Origin of the sequence: Streptococcus sp. HMSC073F11 (assembly GCF_001810785.1) — a bacterium.
In the GTDB taxonomy this organism is placed as follows: domain Bacteria; phylum Bacillota; class Bacilli; order Lactobacillales; family Streptococcaceae; genus Streptococcus.
Map to the genome: position 1 here is coordinate 372,980 of NZ_KV802690.1, position 19,337 is coordinate 392,316.

Sequence of the window (19,337 nt, forward strand, 5' to 3'; positions counted from 1 at the left end):
CTATCTTGTTTTTGTATGGATTTCCCTATCGAAAATCAGTAAAAATGTGATATAATGAAGTGTTAGAAAAACAGGTTTCATTTGCCTGGAAAGGAAAAATTATGTCTGAAAAGAATTTTTATATTACAACACCGATTTACTATCCATCTGGTAAACTTCATATCGGTTCTGCCTACACAACCATCGCATGTGATGTCCTAGCACGTTACAAACGCCTGATGGGCTACGATGTCTTTTATCTGACAGGTCTTGATGAGCACGGTCAGAAAATCCAGCAGAAAGCAGAAGAAGCTGGGATTACACCTCAAGCCTATGTTGATGGGATGGCAGTTGGAGTCAAAGAACTCTGGCAATTACTAGATATCTCATACGATAAATTTATCCGTACAACTGATGACTACCATGAAAAAGTTGTCGCACAGGTCTTTGAGCGCTTGCTGGCTCAAGATGATATCTATTTGGGTGAATACTCTGGTTGGTATTCAGTATCAGATGAGGAATTCTTTACAGAAAGCCAGCTTGCAGAAGTTTTCCGTGACGAAGCTGGAAATGTAACCGGAGGAATCGCTCCGTCAGGACACGAAGTGGAATGGGTTTCTGAAGAGTCTTACTTCCTTCGCCTCAGTAAATACCAAGACCGTTTAGTTGAATTTTTCAAATCGCACCCTGATTTCATCACTCCAGATGGTCGTCTCAATGAAATGTTGAAAAACTTTATCGAGCCAGGATTGGAAGACTTGGCAGTATCACGTACAACCTTTACCTGGGGTGTTCCAGTCCCATCAAATCCAAAACACGTTGTCTACGTTTGGTTTGATGCCCTTCTAAATTATGTGACAGCTCTTGGCTACGATCAAGAAGAACACGCTAACTTTGACAAGTTCTGGAATGGAACAGTCTTCCACATGGTAGGGAAAGACATCCTTCGTTTCCACTCAATTTACTGGCCAATCCTTCTCATGATGTTGGATATCAAATTGCCAGAACGTTTGATTGGGCATGGCTGGTTTGTCATGAAAGACGGCAAGATGTCTAAGTCTAAAGGGAACGTTGTCTATCCTGAAATGTTGATAGAGCGTTTTGGTCTCGATCCACTTCGTTACTACCTCATGCGTAGCCTTCCAGTTGGTTCAGACGGAACCTTCACTCCAGAAGACTATGTAGGCCGTATCAACTATGAATTGGCCAATGACCTTGGAAACCTCCTTAACCGTACGGTTTCTATGATTAATAAATACTTTGACGGGCAAGTCCCTGCCTATGTAGAAGGTGTAACAGAGTTTGACCATGCTCTTGCTGACGTCGCAGAACAATCAATCGCTGACTACCACACCTACATGGAAGCAGTTGACTACCCACGTGCACTTGAAGCAGTCTGGACCCTTATCTCTCGTACCAATAAATACATCGATGAGACCGCACCATGGGTCTTGGCCAAGGATGAAGCTCTTCGCGACCAATTAGCAAGTGTTATGAGCCACTTGGCAGCTAGCCTTCGTGTTGTAGCTCACTTGATTGAGCCGTTTATGATGGAAACCAGTCGTGCAGTCTTAAATCAACTTGGCTTGGAAGAAGTAGCGAGCCTTGAAAACTTGAGCTTGGTTGATTTCCCTGCAGGTGTAACTGTAGTTGCTAAGGGAACTCCAATCTTCCCACGTCTGGATATGGAAGAAGAAATCGCCTATATCAAGGAACAAATGGAAGGCAACAAACCAGCAGTCGAGAAAGAATGGAATCCAGATGAAGTTGAACTCAAACTAAACAAGGAAGAAATCAAGTTTGAAGATTTTGACAAGGTCGAAATCCGTGTCGCAGAAGTCAAAGAAGTGTCTAAAGTAGAAGGTTCAGATAAGTTGCTTCAATTCCGCTTGGATGCTGGTGATGGTCAAGATCGTCAAATCCTCTCAGGAATTGCAAAATACTATCCAAACGAACAAGAATTGGTCGGCAAGAAAGTCCAAATCGTTGCCAATCTCAAACCACGTAAAATGATGAAGAAATATGTCAGCCAAGGTATGATCCTATCAGCTGAACATGATGGAAAATTAACCCTTCTCACAGTTGATCCAGCTGTACCGAATGGAAGTGTGATTGGGTAACAATAGACAGGACTAGTTCATGCTAGTTCTGTTTTTTATTTACACTCAATGAAAATCAAAGAGCAAACTAGGAAACTTGCCGCAAGTTGCTCAAGACACTGCTTTAAGGTTGTAGATAGAACTGACGAAGTCAGATCAAAACATGATTTTGAGGTTGTAGATGAAACTGACCAAGTCAGTAACCATACATACGGCAAGGCGACGCTGACGTGGTTTGAAGAGATTTTCGAAGAGTATTAACTATTATGCTTTACAAACTAGTGTGGAAGTGGTATATTATAGATGAAGCTACTAGTAGGTATTACAAAATAGATAGAAGGGGGAAGGGATGAAGGAAACTCAACTATTAAAAGGTGTTCTTGAAGGTTGTGTCTTGGATATGATTGGTCAAAAAGAGCGATATGGTTATGAGTTGGTTCAGACTCTACGAGAGGCTGGATTTGATACTATCGTTCCAGGAACTATTTATCCTTTGTTGCAAAAGTTAGAAAAAAATCAATGGATAAGAGGCGACATGCGTCCGTCGCCAGATGGTCCAGATCGGAAGTATTTTTCATTAACTAAAGAAGGAGAAGAGCGTGTCTCGGTTTTTTGGCAACAATGGGACGATTTGAGTCAAAAAGTAGAAGGAATTAAGAATGGGGGTAAACCATGAAGAAAATGAAGTATTATGAAGAAACAAGCGCTTTGTTGCATGAGTTTTCTGAGGACAATCAGCAGTATTTTGAGGAACTGTGGGATAGTTTTAACCTTGCTGGATTTCTCTATGATGAGGACTATCTCAGAGAGCAGATCTATTTGATGATGCTAGATTTTTCAGAAGCAGAACGAGACGGGATGAGTGCTGAGGATTATCTAGGTAAGAATCCTAAAACAATAATGAAAGAGATACTCAAGGAAGCGCCACGCAGTTCTATCAAAGAGTCCCTTTTGACACCAATTCTTGTCCTAGCGGTATTACGTTATTATCAACTACTAAGTGATTTTTCTAAAGGTCCTCTCTTAACAGTCAATTTACTCACATTTTTAGGGCAACTTCTTCTTTTTCTGATCGGATTTGGACTTGTGGCTACAATCTTACGAAAAAGTTTAGTCCAAGATTCTCCTAAAATGAAAATTGGCACCTATATTATCGTTGGGATTCTTGTTCTGCTAGTTGTTCTAGGATATGTAGGAATGGGAAGTTTCATACAAGAAGGAGACTTTTATCTTCCTGCTCCCTGGGATAGTTTCCTTGTCTTTACGCTTTCCCTAGTCATCAGTATTTGGAATTGGAAAGAAGCGGTTTTTCGTCCATTTGTTAGTATGATTATTGCCCATCTTGTTGTAGGCTCTCTGCTCCGTTACTATGAGTGGATGGGAATTTCAAATGTTTTCCTTACAAAAATCCTTCCTTTAGCTGTCCTCTTTATTGGAATCTTTGTCTTGTTCCGTGGGTTTAAGAAGATAAAATGGAGTGAAATATAGTCAAAAAGCCGTTGCAAAGCGGTTTTTTGTTATAATGAAGGGAAGAATGTTAGAAATTTAAGGAGAAAAATTTGATGAGATACATAACTCTTGGTCAAGATGACAAAGAATTATCAGAAATTGTTCTCGGAATGATGAGAATAAAAGATAAGTCTGTAAAAGAAGTTGAAGAGCTTGTAGAAACAGCACTGTCTGTTGGAATCAATGCTTTTGACTTGGCTGATATTTATGGTCGTGGTCGTTGTGAAGAACTGTTAGGTCTTGTCCTAAAAAATCGTCCAGATTTAAGAGAAAAGATGTGGATTCAGTCCAAATGTGGCATTCGCATTGAAGAATTTACCTATTTTGATTTTTCTAAGGACTATATTATAAAATCAGTTGACGGAATTTTGCAAAGATTGAAGATTGATCATCTAGATAGCTTGCTCCTTCATCGACCAGATGCTTTGATGGAATCTGACCAAGTAGCAGAAGCCTTTGATCTCCTTTATAAACAAGGTAAGGTCCGAGATTTTGGAGTTTCTAATCAAAATCCTATGATGATGGAGTTGCTTAAAAAAGATGTCAAGCAGCCGTTAGCTGTTAATCAGCTACAATTGAGTGCGGCTTTTACTCCAGGATTCGAATCAGGGTTTCGTGTTAATATGGAAGATAGTCAAGCAGCTATGCGAGATGGCAGCATTTTTGAATATTGCAAATTACACGATGTGGTCATTCAAGCATGGTCTGTCTTACAATTTGGGTATTTTAAAGGGAATTTTGTTGGAAATGAGAAATTTCAAGCTTTAAATCAAGTACTTGATCGTTTAGCTACTAAATATGGAGTAACCTCTTCAACTATTGCCATTTCTTGGATATTGCGTTATCCAGCAAAAATGCAGGCAGTCGTAGGTACAACAAATCCTAAGCACTTGAGAGAAGTTAGCCAAGCGGCAAACTTTAGCTTAACAAGAAAAGAATGGTATGAAATTTATCTTGCAGCAGGGAATAATTTGCCGTAAGTAGAAGCAGATGTAAATAAATCACAGTCAAAAAAGCCGTTGTAAAGCGGTTTTTTTGTTATAATGAAGGGGAGAATTATTGATATTAAAGGAGAAAAACATGACATTTGAAGAAATTCTACCTGGGTTAAAGGCTAAGAAAAAATATGTACGAACTGGTTGGGGAGGTGCTGAAAACTATGTCCAACTTTTTGACACCATTGAACAAAACGGGGTTGCACTTGAAGTAACACCTTATTTCCTAATCAACGTTTCCGGGGAGGGAGAAGGCTTTTCCATGTGGAGTCCGACACCTTGTGATGTTTTGGCGACAGATTGGGTAGAAGTGAATGACTAAACGTGTATTGATTACGGGAGTGAGTTCAGGGATTGGTCTGACTCAAGCTCGCCTCTTTTTAGAGAATAGCTATCAAGTTTACGGAGTTGATCAAGGTGAAAATCCACTCTTAGAGGGTGATTTTCACTTTTTACAGAGAGATTTGACCTTGGACTTGGAGCCTATTTTTGACTGGTGTCCTCAGGTGGATGTTTTGTGCAATACTGCTGGAGTGTTGGATGCTTATAAACCCCTATTGGAACAATCAGCGCAGGAAATTCAAGAGATTTTTGAAATCAACTACGTGACTCCAGTAGAGTTGACTCGGCATTATTTGACACAAATGCTGGAGAATAAAAAAGGAATCATTATCAATATGTGCTCCATTGCTTCTAGCCTAGCAGGTGGCGGTGGACACGCCTATACTTCATCTAAGCATGCCTTGGCTGGCTTCACCAAGCAGTTGGCTCTAGACTATGCAGAAGCTGGGATTCAGGTATTTGGTATCGCTCCAGGAGCAGTCAAGACGGGTATGACTGCTGCGGACTTTGAACCAGGTGGCTTAGCAGACTGGGTGGCGAGTGAAACACCAATAAAACGCTGGATTGGGCCAGAAGAAGTGGCAGAAGTCAGTCTCTTTTTGGCCAGTGGAAAGGCATCTGCCATGCAGGGACAAATTTTGACAATAGATGGTGGCTGGTCTTTGAAGTAGGGAGAATAAAGTTAAGAAAAAGGAGCAACCTATGACGCCGCAAGAAATGTGGAATGCGTATAAGCAAATTAACCCCGCGATTGGAGATGAGATAGATGCCTGGGCTTTTGGAGTAGAGGCAGATCTCTTAGCTGACTTGGTTCTAAGAGGCGAAAAGACAGCAACTGCATCAGCTTACGATCTCTACGCACTAGAAGAGGAACCCCTTCCGCAAGAAGGAACCTTTGATGTCATTTTAGACAGTCAAGATCAGGCTGTCTGCATTGTCGAAATTACCAAGGTTTCCGTTCAGCCCTTTCATCAAGTTTCTGCTGACCATGCCTACAAGGAAGGGGAGGGGGATAAATCTTTAGCCTATTGGCGTCAGGTTCATGAGGACTTTTTCACCGAGTGGATGAGGGAGGCAGGCCTGACTTTTACCCCTGACAGCAAGGTCGTTTTGGAAGAATTTCGCAAAGTCTACCCACTCTAGACTGCAGAAGGAAGAAAGTTTTGGAAATTACCGTCCAATCCTTTTTTCTAAAGCAAAACATGATATAATAAGTTTGTTTGAAGAAGAGTAAAACTCTTAAACTTAGAATAGGAGAAAACTATGCAAGCAGTTGAACATTTTATTAAGCAATTTGTTCCTGAACACTATGATTTATTTTTAGACTTGAGTCGTGAGACCAAGACATTTTCTGGGAAGGTGACCATTACTGGTCAAGCACAGAGTGACCGTATTTCCCTGCACCAAAAAGACTTGGAAATCTCTTCTGTAGAAGTTGCAGGTCAAGCTCGTCCATTTACAGTTGATCACGAAAATGAAGCCCTTCATATCGAATTGGCTGAGGCTGGTCAAGTTGAAGTGGTTCTTGCCTTTTCAGGAAAAATCACGGATAACATGACAGGGATTTACCCATCTTACTACACAGTTGATGGGGTGAAGAAGGAAGTCTTGTCAACTCAGTTCGAGAGCCATTTTGCGCGTGAAGCCTTCCCATGTGTGGATGAGCCAGAAGCCAAAGCAACTTTTGACCTTTCTCTACGTTTTGACCAAGCAGAAGGTGAATTGGCCTTGTCAAACATGCCGGAGATAGATGTTGAAAACCGTAAGGAAACGGGTATCTGGAAGTTTGAGACAACACCTCGCATGTCTTCTTACTTGTTAGCCTTTGTAGCAGGTGATTTGCAAGGAGTAACCGCTAAAACTAAAAACGGTACCCTCGTTGGTGTCTACTCAACCAAAGCCCACCCACTATCTAACCTTGATTTCTCACTAGATATTGCCGTTCGATCAATCGAATTTTACGAAGATTACTACGGAGTTAAGTATCCAATTCCTCAATCTCTCCATATCGCCCTTCCTGACTTCTCAGCTGGAGCCATGGAAAACTGGGGTCTTGTAACCTACCGTGAAGTGTACTTGGTTGTAGATGAGAACTCAACATTTGCCAGCCGTCAACAAGTTGCCCTAGTTGTGGCACATGAGTTGGCTCACCAATGGTTTGGGAACCTCGTAACTATGAAATGGTGGGATGACCTCTGGCTTAATGAAAGTTTCGCCAACATGATGGAGTACGTCTGTGTGGATGCTATTGAACCAAGCTGGAATATCTTTGAAGATTTCCAAACAGGTGGTGTTCCGTCTGCCTTGAAACGTGACGCGACGGATGGCGTACAGTCTGTTCACGTCGAAGTTAAACACCCAGATGAAATCAATACGCTATTTGACGGTGCTATCGTCTATGCTAAAGGAAGCCGCCTTATGCACATGCTTCGTCGTTGGCTAGGTGATGCTGATTTTGCTAAAGGTTTGCACGCTTACTTTGAAAAACATCAATATGGCAATACCATTGGTCGTGACCTTTGGGATGCCCTTGGTCAAGCATCAGGCCGTGATGTTGCAGCCTTCATGGATTCTTGGTTGGAACAACCTGGTTACCCAGTACTTACTGTCAAAGTTGAAAATGATGTCTTGAAGATTACACAAAAACAATTTTTCATCGGTGAGCACGAAGACAAGAATCGCCTCTGGGTAGTGCCACTCAACAGCAACTGGAAAGGATTGCCAGATACACTTGAAACTGAAAGTATAGAAATTCCTGGCTACGCAGCTCTTCTTGCTGAAAACAAAACAGCTCTTCGCCTCAACACTGAAAATACAGCCCACTACATTACAGACTATCAAGGAGACTTGTTAGATGCTGTTCTTGCTGACCTAGTTGAGCTTGATAACACAAGCAAACTGCAGATCGTTCAAGAACGTCGTTTGCTTGCTGAAGCAGGGCACATTTCTTATGCTGACTTGCTCCCAGTCCTTGATAAACTTGCTAAGGAAGAGTCTTACCTTGTGGTTTCAGCTGTTTCTCAAGTGATTTCTGCCCTTGAACGCTTTATCGACGAAGGAACAGAAGCTGAAACAGCCTTCAAAGCACTAGTTGCTAAATTGGCTCGTCACAACTATGACCGTCTTGGTTTTGAAGCTAAAGATGGAGAATCAGACGAGGATGAATTGGTTCGTCAGTTGGCCATTTCTATGATGATTCGCTCAAATGATGCAGAAGCTAGTCAAGTTGCTAGCCAAATCTTCGCAGCTCACAAGGAGAATCTTGCAGGACTTCCAGCAGCTATTCGCTCACAAGTTCTGATCAATGAGATGAAACATCATGAGACTAAAGACTTGTTAGCACTTTATCTTGATACTTATACGCACGCAACAGATGCAGTCTTTAAACGTCAGTTGGCAGCCGCTCTTGCCTACAGTAAAGATGCGGACAATATCCAAACCTTGATTGCTTCTTGGAAGGACAAATTTGTGGTCAAACCACAAGACCTGTCTGCTTGGTACTTCCAGTTCTTAAACCATCAAGCAACTCAGGAAACAGCTTGGTCTTGGGCGCGTGAAAACTGGGCTTGGATCAAGGCAGCTCTTGGAGGAGACATGAGCTTTGATAGCTTTGTTATCCTTCCTGCTCACGTATTTAAGACAGAACAACGCTTGGCGGAATACAAGGAATTCTTTGAGCCACAACTTTCTGATCTTGCCCTTAGCCGTAACATCGGTATGGGAATCAAGGAAATTGCAGCGCGTGTTGACTTGATTAACCGTGAAAAAGCTGCAGTGGAAGCAGTTGTTCTTCAATACGGAAATGCATAAATAAGCCTAACATAAAAAGAAAACTCAGCTATCTCATGTAAAATGCAGAGAGTTGAGTTTTTTTTAAGGCAAATTTGGTATAATGGTTTTAATAAGGAGGAGTTTCTCATGATAAAAATCTTATTAGTTGAGGATGACCTAGGCCTGTCAAATTCAGTATTTGACTTTTTAGACGATTTTGCGGATGTCATGCAGGTTTTTGATGGAGAAGAAGGTCTCTACGAAGCTGAGAGTGGCGTCTATGACTTGATTTTGCTCGATTTGATGTTGCCAGAAAAAAATGGTTTCCAAGTCTTGAAAGAATTGCGTGAAAAAGGAATTACGACACCAGTTCTGATTATGACCGCCAAGGAAAGTTTGGATGACAAGGGACATGGATTTGAGCTAGGAGCAGATGATTATCTGACCAAACCTTTTTACCTAGAAGAACTTAAAATGCGGATTCAAGCCCTTCTCAAACGTTCAGGGAAATTTAATGAAAACACCTTGACTTATGGAAATATTGTGGTTAATTTGTCAACCAATACCGTTAAAGTCGAAGATACTCCTGTCGAATTGCTGGGGAAAGAATTCGATTTACTAGTTTATTTCCTTCAAAATCAAAATGTTATTTTGCCGAAGACTCAGATTTTTGATCGTCTATGGGGATTTGATAGTGATACAACGATTTCGGTCGTTGAAGTCTATGTTTCAAAAGTCCGTAAGAAATTAAAAGGAACCACTTTTGCAGAGAATTTGCAAACCTTGCGTAGTGTTGGGTATATTTTAAAAGATGTTCAGTAAACTAAAAAAAACATGGTATGCGGATGACTTTAGTTACTTTATCCGTAACTTTGGTGTATTCACTCTGATTTTCTCTACCATGACTCTGATTATTTTGCAGGTCATGCATTCGAGTCTCTATACTTCGGTGGATGATAAGCTCCACGGACTGAGTGAAAATCCTCAGGCAGTTATTCAGCTTGCGGTAAATAGGGCAACAGAAGAGATTAAAGACTTAGAGAATGCCGCTACAGATACTAGCAAGACTGAGATAAAACCCAATGTCAGTTCCAATACGGAGGTTATTCTTTTTGATAAGAATTTTACACAGCTCCTTTCTGGAAATCGATTTTTGGGATTGGATAAGATTAAGTTAGAAAAGAAAGAACTAGGTCATATCTATCAGATTCAGGTTTTTAATAGCTATGGACAAGAAGAAATCTATCGCATGATTTTGATGGAAACCAATATCAGTTCGGTTTCAACCAATATCAAGTATGCGGCTGTCTTGATTAATACCAGTCAGTTGGAGCAAGCCAGTCAAAAGCATGAGAAATTGATTGTGATTGTGATGGCAAGTTTCTGGATTTTGTCTTTACTTGCCAGTCTCTATCTAGCTAGGGTCAGTGTTAGGCCCCTGCTTGAGAGCATGCAGAAGCAGCAGTCCTTTGTGGAAAATGCCAGTCATGAGTTACGAACTCCACTCGCAGTTTTGCAAAATCGCTTAGAGACCCTTTTCCGTAAGCCAGAAGCTACCATTATGGATGTGAGTGAAAGCATTGCATCGAGTTTGGAAGAAGTTCGAAATATGCGCTTTTTGACGACGAACTTGTTGAATTTAGCTCGTAGAGATGATGGGATTAAGCCGGAACTTGCAGAAGTTCCAACCAGTTTTTTCAATACGACTTTCACAAACTATGAAATGATTGCTTCGGAAAATGACCGTGTCTTCCGTTTTGAAAATCGGATCCATCGCACGATTGTCACAGATCAGCTTCTTTTGAAACAACTGATGACCATCTTATTTGATAATGCAATAAAATATACCGAAGAAGATGGTGAAATTGATTTTATGATTTCAGCGACTGATCGCAATCTGTATTTACTTGTTTCTGATAATGGAGTCGGTATTTCTGCAGAAGATAAGAAGAAAATTTTTGATCGCTTTTATCGAGTGGACAAGGCTAGAACCCGCCAAAAAGGTGGTTTTGGTTTAGGCTTATCCCTAGCCAAGCAAATTGTAGATGCCCTAAAAGGAACCATTACTGTTAAAGATAATAAACCAAAGGGAACAATCTTTGAAGTGAAGATTGCCATCCACACACCATCGAAAAAGAAAAAATAAAAATATCGCTCCAGACGGGGCGATATTTTGGATTTATCTTCTACGTTTTCGTTTGATGATAAAGCGTTGAATTTTTAAAACAAGTAAGCTGGCTCCGATTGCTGCGGCAAATGCAAGAGCAGTTGATAATTTTAATGCTAAAAAGATAAAACTAAAGATAGCAATACAGATACAAAAAACAGCGATATTAACAAAAAATAGGATTTCCTTGAGATTGGCATCAGATTGTGCTTCAGGTGTATAATCTTGATAGCGAGGAACCTGCTGGCTTAATTCTTCTTGATAGTCTACCTCATAGGATTGTAATTTTCTTACGGGCATTATTCTCTCCTTAACAGTACATACCTATTTTATCATTTTTTCAGCAGAGAATTATTACAGAAAGGTTACAATAAGAATAAGGTCCCTTTTCATTTTTAAAGAATGGCTGATTTTCCAGAAATGTGGTATAATTTTTCTTATGGAAAAGATTATCATTACAGCAACTGCTGAAAGTATTGAACAAGTTAAACAACTGCTCGAAGCTGGCGTAGACCGTATCTATGTCGGTGAGAAAGATTTTGGCCTTCGTCTGCCGACAACCTTTAGTCATGACCAATTGCGTGAAATTGCTAAGTTGGTTCATGAAGCAGGTAAAGAATTGATTGTTGCGGTTAACGCCCTCATGCACCAAGATATGATGGATCGTATCAAGCCTTTCTTAGACTTTTTGGAAGAAATCAAGACAGACTACATTACGATTGGGGATGCAGGTGTCTTTTACGTAGTCAACCGCGATGGTTATTCCTTTAAGACCATCTACGATGCTTCAACCATGGTAACTAGCAGTCGCCAGATTAACTTCTGGGGACAAAAGGCTGGCGCATCTGAGGCTGTTTTGGCGCGTGAAATTCCATCTGCTGAACTCTTCAAAATGCCAGAGATTTTGGAAATTCCTGCTGAAGTTTTGGTTTACGGAGCTAGCGTTATTCACCATTCTAAGCGTCCTCTCTTGCAAAACTATTATAACTTTACACATATCGATGACGAAAAGACGCGCAAGCGTGACCTCTTCTTGGCTGAGCCAAGTGACCCAGAGAGCCACTATTCCATTTTTGAAGACAATCATGGGACCCACATCTTTGCCAACAATGACCTTGATTTGATGACCAAATTGACAGAATTGGTGGAACATGGCTTTACTCACTGGAAACTAGAAGGTCTCTATACACCTGGTCAGAACTTTGTTGAGATTGCAAAACTCTTTATCCAAGCGCGTAGCTTGATTCAAGAGGGTAACTTTAGCCATGACCAAGCCTTCTTGCTGGATGAAGAAGTTCGTAAACTTCACCCTAAAAACCGTTTCCTTGATACAGGATTTTATGACTACGATCCTGACATGGTTAAATAAAGTAAATGATTCGTTGAGAGAAGGAAGATGCAAACATTTCTTCTCTCAATTTTTCTTATTCTCCAATATTTTCAAAGAATTAGTAGGCTAGGATGCTCTGTTTGCTGGAATTTTTAATACAAGTAACCTTCTTAAGTTTGAAAATTATCCTATGTTTGCAGGTGCCAAATGGCCCTTTTTTTGGTATAATTTTTTATAATGAAAACGATTGGTAATCGCTATGTTGTAGTTGATTTAGAGGCAACTAGCACAGGTAGTAAGGCTAAAATTATCCAAGTGGGAATTGTCGTGATTGAGGACGGAAAAATCGTTGATCACTATACGACGGATGTCAATCCACATGAACCCTTGGATGCTCATATCAAAGAACTGACAGGATTAACAGATCAACGTCTGGCGCAAGCACCTGTTTTTTCGCAAGTTGCAAGAAAAATCTTTGACTTGGTGGAGGATGGGATTTTTGTAGCCCATAATGTTCAGTTTGATGCCAATCTCTTGGCGGAAAATTTATTTTTTGAAGGTTATGAACTAAGAAATCCTCGTGTTGACACGGTCGAATTGGCTCAGGTCTTTTTCCCTAAACTGGAAAAATATAGCTTGCCGATATTGTGTCGAGAATTAGGAATTCCTCTAAAACATGCTCACACAGCCCTTTCAGATGCCCAAGCTACAGCGGAATTACTTCTTTTTTTACGAGAAAAGATGACCCAGCTTCCTAAAGGTCTCTTGGAACGCTTGCTGGAAATGGCTGATGCCCTCCTATACGAGTCCTACCTGGTTATTGAGGAAATTTATCGCAGCCAATCTATCCTGAGTTCTCTAGACTTGGTCGAAGTTCAAGGACTGTATTTCAAGAAAACTGGAGCTCCCCTGGAGTCACGAAAACTATCTCAGGATTTTTCTAAAAATATTTCTCTGTTGAACCTTGAAGTGAGGGAGGAACAAGAAAGTTTTGCTAAAGAGGTTGGCTTGCTATTGAAAGATGAGCCTGTCTCTCTGATTCAAGCTCCGACAGGGATTGGTAAAACTTATGGATATCTCTTACCTGCTTTGTCCCAAGTGGAAAATCGTCAGATTGTCCTTAGCGTTCCGACAAAGATTCTTCAAAATCAAATCATGGAAGAAGAAGGTAAACGTCTCAAGGAAGTGTTCCATATAGATATTCATAGTTTAAAGGGACCACACAATTATCTGAAGTTGGATGCCTTTTATCGTTCCTTGCAGGAAAATGATGAAAATCGCTTATTTAGACGCTTTAAAATGCAACTCTTGATCTGGCTGACTGAGACAGAAACGGGGGATTTGGATGAAATCGGGCAACTCTACCGTTACCAACATTTTCTAACAGATCTTCGTCATGACGGGAATTTATCATCTCAAAGCTTATTTGTGAGGGAAGATTTTTGGAAACGTAGTCAAGAAAAGGCGCAAACTTGCAAGCTTTTAGTGACCAATCATGCCTATCTTGTAACCAGACTTGAAGATAATCCTGAATTTGTCAGCGACCGTTTATTGATTATTGATGAAGTTCAAAAGATTTTGTTAGCTCTAGAAAATCTGCTTCAAGAGACCTACGATATCCAGTCTATTATCGATTTGCTTGATAAGGCTTTACTGGAGGAGCAAAATAAGGTCCAGCAACGAATACTAGAAAGTATTCGCTTTGAGTGCCTTTACTTGATTGAACAATTTCAGTCTGGAAAATCTAAGAAAAATATATTAGATTCTCTGGTCAATCTCCATCAATATTTTTCAGAATTAGAGGTAGAAGGCTTTGAGGAGTTGGTTCGCTATTTTACAGCTGACCGAGATTACTGGCTTGAAGCAACTGAAACGAGTCAAAAGAAAATTCAGATTTCTTCTACAAAATCAGGCCGTATTCTTCTATCTTCCTTAGTGCCTGATTCATGTCAAGTCTTGGGAGTGTCGGCTACTCTTGAGATTAGTCAGAGGGTTTCTTTGGCAGATCTTTTAGGCTATCCTGAAGCCAAATTTGTCAAGATTGAAGCTCGGGGAAAACAGGATCAAGAAGTGATCTTGGTCAAAGATTTCCCCTTGGTAACAGAAACCTCCTTAGAAGTTTACGCCAAAGAGGTAGCTGCTTTACTAGTGGAAATTCAAGCTTTCCAGCAACCGATTTTAGTTCTCTTTACTGCTAAAGACATGCTTCTAGCAGTATCGGATTTACTTCCAGTTAGCCACTTGGCCCAGTATAAAAATGGGGATGTTCATCAACTGAAGAAACGCTTTGAAAAAGGTGAACAACAAATCCTGCTTGGTGCAGCAAGTTTCTGGGAGGGAGTTGATTTTTCAAGTCATCCTTTTGTGATTCAAGTTGTACCAAGACTTCCTTTCCAAAATCCTCAAGAGCCCTTGACGAAAAAGATCAATCAGGAACTAATTCAAGAAGGAAAAAATGCCTTTTATGATTATCAGTTGCCAATGGCCATTATTCGTTTAAAGCAAGCTTTGGGAAGAAGTATGAGACGCGAACACCAACGTTCCTTAACTCTTATTTTGGATAGGAGAATTGTCGGAAAGCGATATGGCAAACAAATTGTGACTTCTCTAGCAAAAGAAGCGACTGTTAAAACCGTCTCTCAATACGAAGTTGATGAGGCTATTGATAAATTTTTAAATGAACTTTGATAAATAGTATTGTATGAAAGTATAAGGTTAGTATATATGAAACGTTCTCTCGACTCTAGAGTCGATTATAGTTTGCTATTGCCAGTATTTTTTCTACTGGTTATTGGCGTGGTGGCCATCTATATAGCTGTTAGTCATGATTATCCAAACAATATTCTGCCCATTTTAGGGCAGCAGGTCGCCTGGATCGCCTTGGGGCTTGTGATTGGTTTTATCGTCATGCTCTTTAATACAGAATTTCTTTGGAAAGTGACCCCCTTTCTGTATATTTTAGGCTTGGGACTTATGGTCTTGCCGATTGTCTTTTATAATCCAAGCTTAGTTGCATCAACGGGTGCCAAAAACTGGGTATCGGTAAATGGTGTTACCTTGTTCCAGCCGTCAGAATTTATGAAGATATCCTATATCCTCATGTTGGCTCGTGTGATTGTCCAGTTTACAAAAAGACATAAGGAATGGAGACGTACAGTTCCGCTGGACTTCTTGTTGATTTTCTGGATGATTCTCTTTACTATTCCAGTCCTAGTTCTTTTAGCACTTCAAAGTGACTTAGGGACGGCTTTAGTTTTTGTAGCCATTTTCTCTGGAATCGTCTTGCTATCAGGAGTTTCTTGGAAAATTATTATCCCAGTATTTGTGACTGCTGTAACAGGAATTGCTGGTTTCTTAGCTATTTTTATCAGCAAGGACGGTCGGGCTTTTCTCCATCAACTGGGAATGCCGACCTACCAAATCAACCGTATTTTGGCTTGGCTCAATCCTTTTGACTTTGCCCAAACAACCACTTACCAACAGGCTCAAGGGCAGATTGCGATTGGAAGCGGTGGCTTATTTGGACAAGGGTTTAATGCTTCTAATTTGCTTATTCCAGTTCGAGAGTCGGATATGATTTTCACGGTTATCGCAGAAGATTTTGGCTTTATTGGCTCTGTCCTTGTTATTGCCCTTTATCTCATGCTGATTTACCGTATGTTAAAGATTACTCTTAAATCAAATAATCAGTTCTACACCTATATTTCCACAGGTTTGATTATGATGTTGCTCTTCCATATCTTTGAGAATATAGGTGCCGTGACAGGTTTGCTTCCTTTGACTGGGATTCCCTTGCCTTTTATTTCGCAAGGAGGATCGGCTATTATCAGTAACTTGATTGGTGTTGGCTTGCTTTTATCGATGAGTTACCAGACCAATCTAGCTGAAGAAAAGAGCGGAAAAGTCCCATTCAAGCGGAAAAAGGTTGTATTAAAACAAATCAAATAAGGAGAAAATCATGGTAAAAGTAGCAGTTATGTTGGCTCAGGGCTTTGAAGAAATTGAAGCTTTGACAGTTGTGGATGTTTTGCGTCGGGCCAATATCACTTGTGATATGGTTGGGTTTGAAGAGCAAGTGACTGGTTCGCATGCAATCCAAGTCAGAGCAGATCGTGTCTTTGAGGGTGATTTATCAGACTATGATATGGTTGTTCTTCCTGGCGGCATGCCTGGTTCTGCACATTTGCGGGACAATCAGGCCTTGATTCATGAGTTGCAAAGCTTCGAGCAAGAAGGAAAAAAACTAGCAGCCATTTGTGCTGCGCCAATTGCCCTCAATCAAGCAGGGCTATTGAAAAACAAGCAGTACACTTGTTATGACGGCGTTCAAGAGCAAATCCTTGATGGTCAATATGTAAAGGAAACAGTAGTGGTAGATGGTCATTTGACAACCAGTCGAGGTCCCTCTACAGCCCTTGCCTTTGCCTACGAGTTGGTAGAGCAATTAGGAGGAGACGCAGAGACTTTACGAACAGGAATGCTCTATCGAGATGTCTTTGGTAAAAATCAGTAAAACGGGAGTCAAACTCTCGTTTTTTATGTGGAAAACTCAGGGAAATCATCGCTTTTTTCATAAAAAAATGCTATAATGAAGGGTATGAAATATCACGATTATATCTGGGATTTAGGTGGAACTTTACTGGATAATTACGAAACTTCAACAGCTGCATTTGTTGAAACATTGGCATTGTATGGCATCACACAAGACCATGACAGTGTCTATCAGGCTTTAAAGGTTTCTACTGATTTTGCGATTGAGACATTCGCTCCCAACTTAGAGAATTTTTTAGAAAAGTACAAGGAAAATGAAGCCAGAGAGCTTGAACACCCGATTTTATTTGATGGAGTTTCTGATTTATTGAAAGATATCTCCAATCAAGGTGGCCGTCATTTTTTGGTCTCTCACCGAAATGATCAAGTCTTGGAAATTTTAGAAAAAACCTCTATAGCAGCTTATTTTACAGAAGTGGTGACTTCTAACTCAGGCTTTAAGAGAAAACCAGATCCTGAGTCCATGATTTATTTAAGAGAAAAGTATCAGATTACCTCTGGTCTTGTAATTGGTGATCGACCGATTGATATCGAAGCCGGGCAAGCTGCAGGACTAGCTACCCACTTGTTTACTAGTATCGTGAATTTAAGACAAGTATTAGACATGTAAGAAAAAGGAAAAAGATGACAGAAGAAATCAAAAATCTGCAGGCACAAGATTATGATGCCAGTCAAATTCAAGTTTTAGAGGGCTTAGAGGCTGTTCGTATGCGTCCAGGGATGTATATCGGATCGACCTCAAAAGAAGGTCTTCACCATCTAGTCTGGGAAATTGTTGATAACTCAATTGATGAGGCCTTGGCAGGATTTGCTAGCCATATTCAAGTCTTTATTGAGCCAGATGATTCGATTACAGTTGTTGATGATGGACGTGGTATTCCAGTCGATATTCAGGAAAAAACAGGTCGACCTGCCGTTGAGACTGTCTTTACTGTTCTTCACGCTGGAGGAAAGTTTGGCGGTGGCGGATATAAGGTCTCAGGTGGTCTTCACGGAGTAGGGTCCTCAGTTGTTAACGCCCTTTCAACTCAATTAGACGTTCATGTCTACAAAAATGGTAAGATTCATTACCAAGAATACCGTCGTGGTCATGTTGTCGCAGATCTTGAAGTAGTTGGAGATACGAATAAAACGGGAACAACAGTTCACTTTACACCGGATCCAGAAATTTTCACTGAAACAACAACCTTTGATTTTGATAAATTAAATAAACGGATTCAAGAGTTGGCCTTTCTAAATCGTGGTCTTCAAATCTCCATCACAGATAAGCGTGAGGAGCTAGAACAAACTAAGCATTACCACTATGAAGGTGGGATTGCTAGCTACGTTGAATATATCAACGAGAACAAGGATGTTATCTTTGATACACCAATTTACACAGATGGTGAAATGGATGATATCACGGTTGAAGTAGCCATGCAGTACACAACGGGTTACCATGAAAATGTCATGAGTTTCGCCAATAATATTCATACCCATGAAGGTGGAACGCATGAACAAGGTTTCCGTACAGCCTTGACACGTGTTATCAACGATTATGCTCGTAAAAATAAGTTACTGAAAGACAATGAAGACAACCTAACAGGGGAAGATGTTCGTGAAGGATTAACTGCTGTTATCTCAGTTAAACACCCAAATCCACAGTTTGAAGGACAAACCAAGACCAAATTGGGAAATAGCGAAGTGGTCAAGATTACCAATCGCCTCTTCAGTGATGCCTTTTCTGATTTCCTTATGGAAAATCCTCAAATTGCAAAACGCATTGTAGAAAAAGGAATTCTGGCTGCTAAGGCTCGCGTGGCTGCCAAGCGTGCGCGTGAAGTCACTCGTAAAAAATCTGGTTTGGAAATTTCTAACCTTCCAGGGAAACTAGCAGACTGTTCTTCTAACAATCCTGCAGAAACAGAACTCTTCATCGTCGAAGGAGACTCAGCTGGTGGATCAGCAAAATCTGGTCGTAACCGTGAATTTCAGGCAATTCTTCCAATCCGCGGTAAGATTTTGAACGTTGAAAAGGCAAGTATGGATAAGATTCTTGCTAACGAAGAAATTCGTAGTCTTTTCACAGCGATGGGAACAGGATTTGGTGCAGAATTTGATGTTTCAAAAGCTCGTTACCAAAAACTCGTTTTGATGACCGATGCCGATGTCGATGGTGCTCATATTCGTACCCTTCTTTTAACCTTGATTTATCGTTATATGAAACCAATTCTAGAAGCTGGTTATGTTTATATCGCCCAACCTCCAATTTATGGTGTCAAGGTTGGAAGCGAGATTAAAGAATATATCCAGCCAGGAGCAGACCAAGAAATTAAACTCCAAGAAGCCTTAGCCCGCCACAGTGAAGGTCGTACCAAACCAACTATTCAGAGGTATAAAGGTCTGGGTGAAATGGACGATCATCAGTTATGGGAAACAACAATGGATCCCGAGCATCGCTTGATGGCCAGAGTTTCTGTAGATGACGCAGCTGAGGCAGATAAAATCTTTGATATGTTGATGGGGGATCGAGTAGAGCCTCGTCGTGAATTTATCGAAGAAAATGCCGTCTATAGTACACTTGATGTCTAAAAAATCGGGAGAAGTAGTTCCCT

General features: G+C 40.6%; 17 protein-coding genes. 16 read left to right on the forward strand and 1 reads right to left on the reverse strand.

Going from position 1 to position 19,337, the window contains the following annotated elements; genetic code table 11:
• Positions 1-101: 101 nt before the first annotated feature.
• The 10 genes from metG to ciaH all read left to right on the forward strand — a co-directional run bounded on the left by metG (position 102) and on the right by ciaH (position 10,841).
• Positions 102-2,099 carry a methionine--tRNA ligase gene (metG, locus tag HMPREF2764_RS03495; RefSeq protein WP_070527195.1) on the forward strand — a complete coding sequence of 666 codons (1,998 nt, stop codon included), beginning with the start codon at positions 102-104 and terminating at the stop codon, positions 2,097-2,099.
• Between the two features lie 328 nt (positions 2,100-2,427).
• Complete coding sequence (locus HMPREF2764_RS03505) at positions 2,428-2,754, forward strand: PadR family transcriptional regulator (protein WP_000665423.1); 327 nt, start codon at positions 2,428-2,430, stop codon at positions 2,752-2,754.
• Positions 2,751-3,566, forward strand: a complete 816-nt coding sequence (locus HMPREF2764_RS03510) for a hypothetical protein (RefSeq protein WP_070527202.1) — start codon at positions 2,751-2,753, stop codon at positions 3,564-3,566. The genes HMPREF2764_RS03505 and HMPREF2764_RS03510 overlap by 4 nt, the downstream gene beginning before the upstream one ends.
• Positions 3,567-3,640: 74 nt before the next feature.
• Complete coding sequence (locus HMPREF2764_RS03515) at positions 3,641-4,567, forward strand: aldo/keto reductase (protein WP_070527205.1); 927 nt, start codon at positions 3,641-3,643, stop codon at positions 4,565-4,567.
• Between the two features lie 100 nt (positions 4,568-4,667).
• Positions 4,668-4,904 (forward strand): DUF2829 domain-containing protein, encoded by a 237-nt coding sequence (locus HMPREF2764_RS03520; RefSeq protein ID WP_000141914.1) that lies wholly within the window; start codon positions 4,668-4,670, stop codon positions 4,902-4,904.
• Positions 4,897-5,595: a 3-oxoacyl-ACP reductase gene (locus tag HMPREF2764_RS03525; protein ID WP_070527207.1), complete on the forward strand. Its 699-nt coding sequence runs from the start codon at positions 4,897-4,899 to the stop codon at positions 5,593-5,595. The genes HMPREF2764_RS03520 and HMPREF2764_RS03525 overlap by 8 nt, the downstream gene beginning before the upstream one ends.
• A 31-nt stretch (positions 5,596-5,626) precedes the next feature.
• The gene (locus HMPREF2764_RS03530; protein ID WP_070527212.1) at positions 5,627-6,067 is read left to right on the forward strand and encodes an ASCH domain-containing protein; all 441 of its coding nucleotides are present in this window, start codon (positions 5,627-5,629) and stop codon (positions 6,065-6,067) included.
• A 120-nt stretch (positions 6,068-6,187) separates the two neighbouring features.
• Positions 6,188-8,734, forward strand: coding sequence for a M1 family metallopeptidase (locus HMPREF2764_RS03535; protein WP_070527215.1), 2,547 nt, complete (start codon positions 6,188-6,190; stop codon positions 8,732-8,734).
• Positions 8,735-8,842: 108 nt separating this feature from the next.
• Complete coding sequence (ciaR, locus tag HMPREF2764_RS03540) at positions 8,843-9,517, forward strand: two-component system response regulator CiaR (RefSeq protein WP_000590639.1); 675 nt, start codon at positions 8,843-8,845, stop codon at positions 9,515-9,517.
• Complete coding sequence (gene ciaH / locus HMPREF2764_RS03545) at positions 9,507-10,841, forward strand: two-component system sensor histidine kinase CiaH (protein ID WP_070527218.1); 1,335 nt, start codon at positions 9,507-9,509, stop codon at positions 10,839-10,841. The genes ciaR and ciaH overlap by 11 nt, the downstream gene beginning before the upstream one ends.
• A 33-nt stretch (positions 10,842-10,874) precedes the next feature.
• Here the strand turns inward: ciaH and HMPREF2764_RS03550 are convergent, their stop codons facing one another.
• The gene (locus HMPREF2764_RS03550; RefSeq protein WP_070527222.1) at positions 10,875-11,162 is read right to left on the reverse strand and encodes a DUF3270 domain-containing protein; all 288 of its coding nucleotides are present in this window, start codon (positions 11,160-11,162) and stop codon (positions 10,875-10,877) included.
• Positions 11,163-11,301: 139 nt separating this feature from the next.
• Between HMPREF2764_RS03550 and HMPREF2764_RS03555 the strand changes: the two genes are divergently transcribed.
• From HMPREF2764_RS03555 to gyrB, 6 genes are all read left to right on the forward strand, one after another.
• Complete coding sequence (locus HMPREF2764_RS03555) at positions 11,302-12,231, forward strand: peptidase U32 family protein (RefSeq protein ID WP_033684952.1); 930 nt, start codon at positions 11,302-11,304, stop codon at positions 12,229-12,231.
• Between the two features lie 198 nt (positions 12,232-12,429).
• The gene (locus tag HMPREF2764_RS03560; RefSeq protein WP_070527227.1) at positions 12,430-14,880 is read left to right on the forward strand and encodes a bifunctional DnaQ family exonuclease/ATP-dependent helicase; all 2,451 of its coding nucleotides are present in this window, start codon (positions 12,430-12,432) and stop codon (positions 14,878-14,880) included.
• Positions 14,881-14,916: 36 nt separating this feature from the next.
• A complete protein-coding gene (locus tag HMPREF2764_RS03565; RefSeq protein ID WP_070527231.1) occupies positions 14,917-16,140 on the forward strand; it encodes an FtsW/RodA/SpoVE family cell cycle protein in 1,224 nt (407 codons plus the stop codon).
• A 10-nt stretch (positions 16,141-16,150) separates the two neighbouring features.
• On the forward strand, positions 16,151-16,705 hold the full coding sequence (locus tag HMPREF2764_RS03570; protein WP_070527234.1) for a DJ-1 family glyoxalase III: 555 nt from the start codon (positions 16,151-16,153) through the stop codon (positions 16,703-16,705).
• Between the two features lie 84 nt (positions 16,706-16,789).
• On the forward strand, positions 16,790-17,353 hold the full coding sequence (locus tag HMPREF2764_RS03575) for an HAD family hydrolase (RefSeq protein ID WP_070527877.1): 564 nt from the start codon (positions 16,790-16,792) through the stop codon (positions 17,351-17,353).
• 14 nt (positions 17,354-17,367) lie between these two features.
• Positions 17,368-19,314, forward strand: coding sequence for a DNA topoisomerase (ATP-hydrolyzing) subunit B (gene gyrB / locus HMPREF2764_RS03580; protein ID WP_070527238.1), 1,947 nt, complete (start codon positions 17,368-17,370; stop codon positions 19,312-19,314).
• The last annotated feature ends 23 nt before the right edge of the window (positions 19,315-19,337 follow it).

What these genes read in the sequence shown, in the direction of transcription:
- HMPREF2764_RS03505 (WP_000665423.1), top strand. Translation starts at nt 2,428, where the DNA reads ATGAAGGAAACTCAACTATTAAAAGGTGTTCTTGAAGGTTGTGTCTTG.
- HMPREF2764_RS03515 (WP_070527205.1), top strand. Translation starts at nt 3,641, where the DNA reads ATGAGATACATAACTCTTGGTCAAGATGACAAAGAATTATCAGAAATT.
- HMPREF2764_RS03535 (WP_070527215.1), top strand. Translation starts at nt 6,188, where the DNA reads ATGCAAGCAGTTGAACATTTTATTAAGCAATTTGTTCCTGAACACTAT.
- HMPREF2764_RS03525 (WP_070527207.1), top strand. Translation starts at nt 4,897, where the DNA reads ATGACTAAACGTGTATTGATTACGGGAGTGAGTTCAGGGATTGGTCTG.
- gyrB (WP_070527238.1), top strand. Translation starts at nt 17,368, where the DNA reads ATGACAGAAGAAATCAAAAATCTGCAGGCACAAGATTATGATGCCAGT.
- HMPREF2764_RS03550 (WP_070527222.1), bottom strand. Translation starts at nt 11,162, where the DNA reads ATGCCCGTAAGAAAATTACAATCCTATGAGGTAGACTATCAAGAAGAA.
- HMPREF2764_RS03565 (WP_070527231.1), top strand. Translation starts at nt 14,917, where the DNA reads ATGAAACGTTCTCTCGACTCTAGAGTCGATTATAGTTTGCTATTGCCA.
- HMPREF2764_RS03530 (WP_070527212.1), top strand. Translation starts at nt 5,627, where the DNA reads ATGACGCCGCAAGAAATGTGGAATGCGTATAAGCAAATTAACCCCGCG.
- ciaR (WP_000590639.1), top strand. Translation starts at nt 8,843, where the DNA reads ATGATAAAAATCTTATTAGTTGAGGATGACCTAGGCCTGTCAAATTCA.
- ciaH (WP_070527218.1), top strand. Translation starts at nt 9,507, where the DNA reads ATGTTCAGTAAACTAAAAAAAACATGGTATGCGGATGACTTTAGTTAC.
- metG (WP_070527195.1), top strand. Translation starts at nt 102, where the DNA reads ATGTCTGAAAAGAATTTTTATATTACAACACCGATTTACTATCCATCT.
- HMPREF2764_RS03560 (WP_070527227.1), top strand. Translation starts at nt 12,430, where the DNA reads ATGAAAACGATTGGTAATCGCTATGTTGTAGTTGATTTAGAGGCAACT.
- HMPREF2764_RS03510 (WP_070527202.1), top strand. Translation starts at nt 2,751, where the DNA reads ATGAAGAAAATGAAGTATTATGAAGAAACAAGCGCTTTGTTGCATGAG.
- HMPREF2764_RS03555 (WP_033684952.1), top strand. Translation starts at nt 11,302, where the DNA reads ATGGAAAAGATTATCATTACAGCAACTGCTGAAAGTATTGAACAAGTT.
- HMPREF2764_RS03575 (WP_070527877.1), top strand. Translation starts at nt 16,790, where the DNA reads ATGAAATATCACGATTATATCTGGGATTTAGGTGGAACTTTACTGGAT.
- HMPREF2764_RS03570 (WP_070527234.1), top strand. Translation starts at nt 16,151, where the DNA reads ATGGTAAAAGTAGCAGTTATGTTGGCTCAGGGCTTTGAAGAAATTGAA.
- HMPREF2764_RS03520 (WP_000141914.1), top strand. Translation starts at nt 4,668, where the DNA reads ATGACATTTGAAGAAATTCTACCTGGGTTAAAGGCTAAGAAAAAATAT.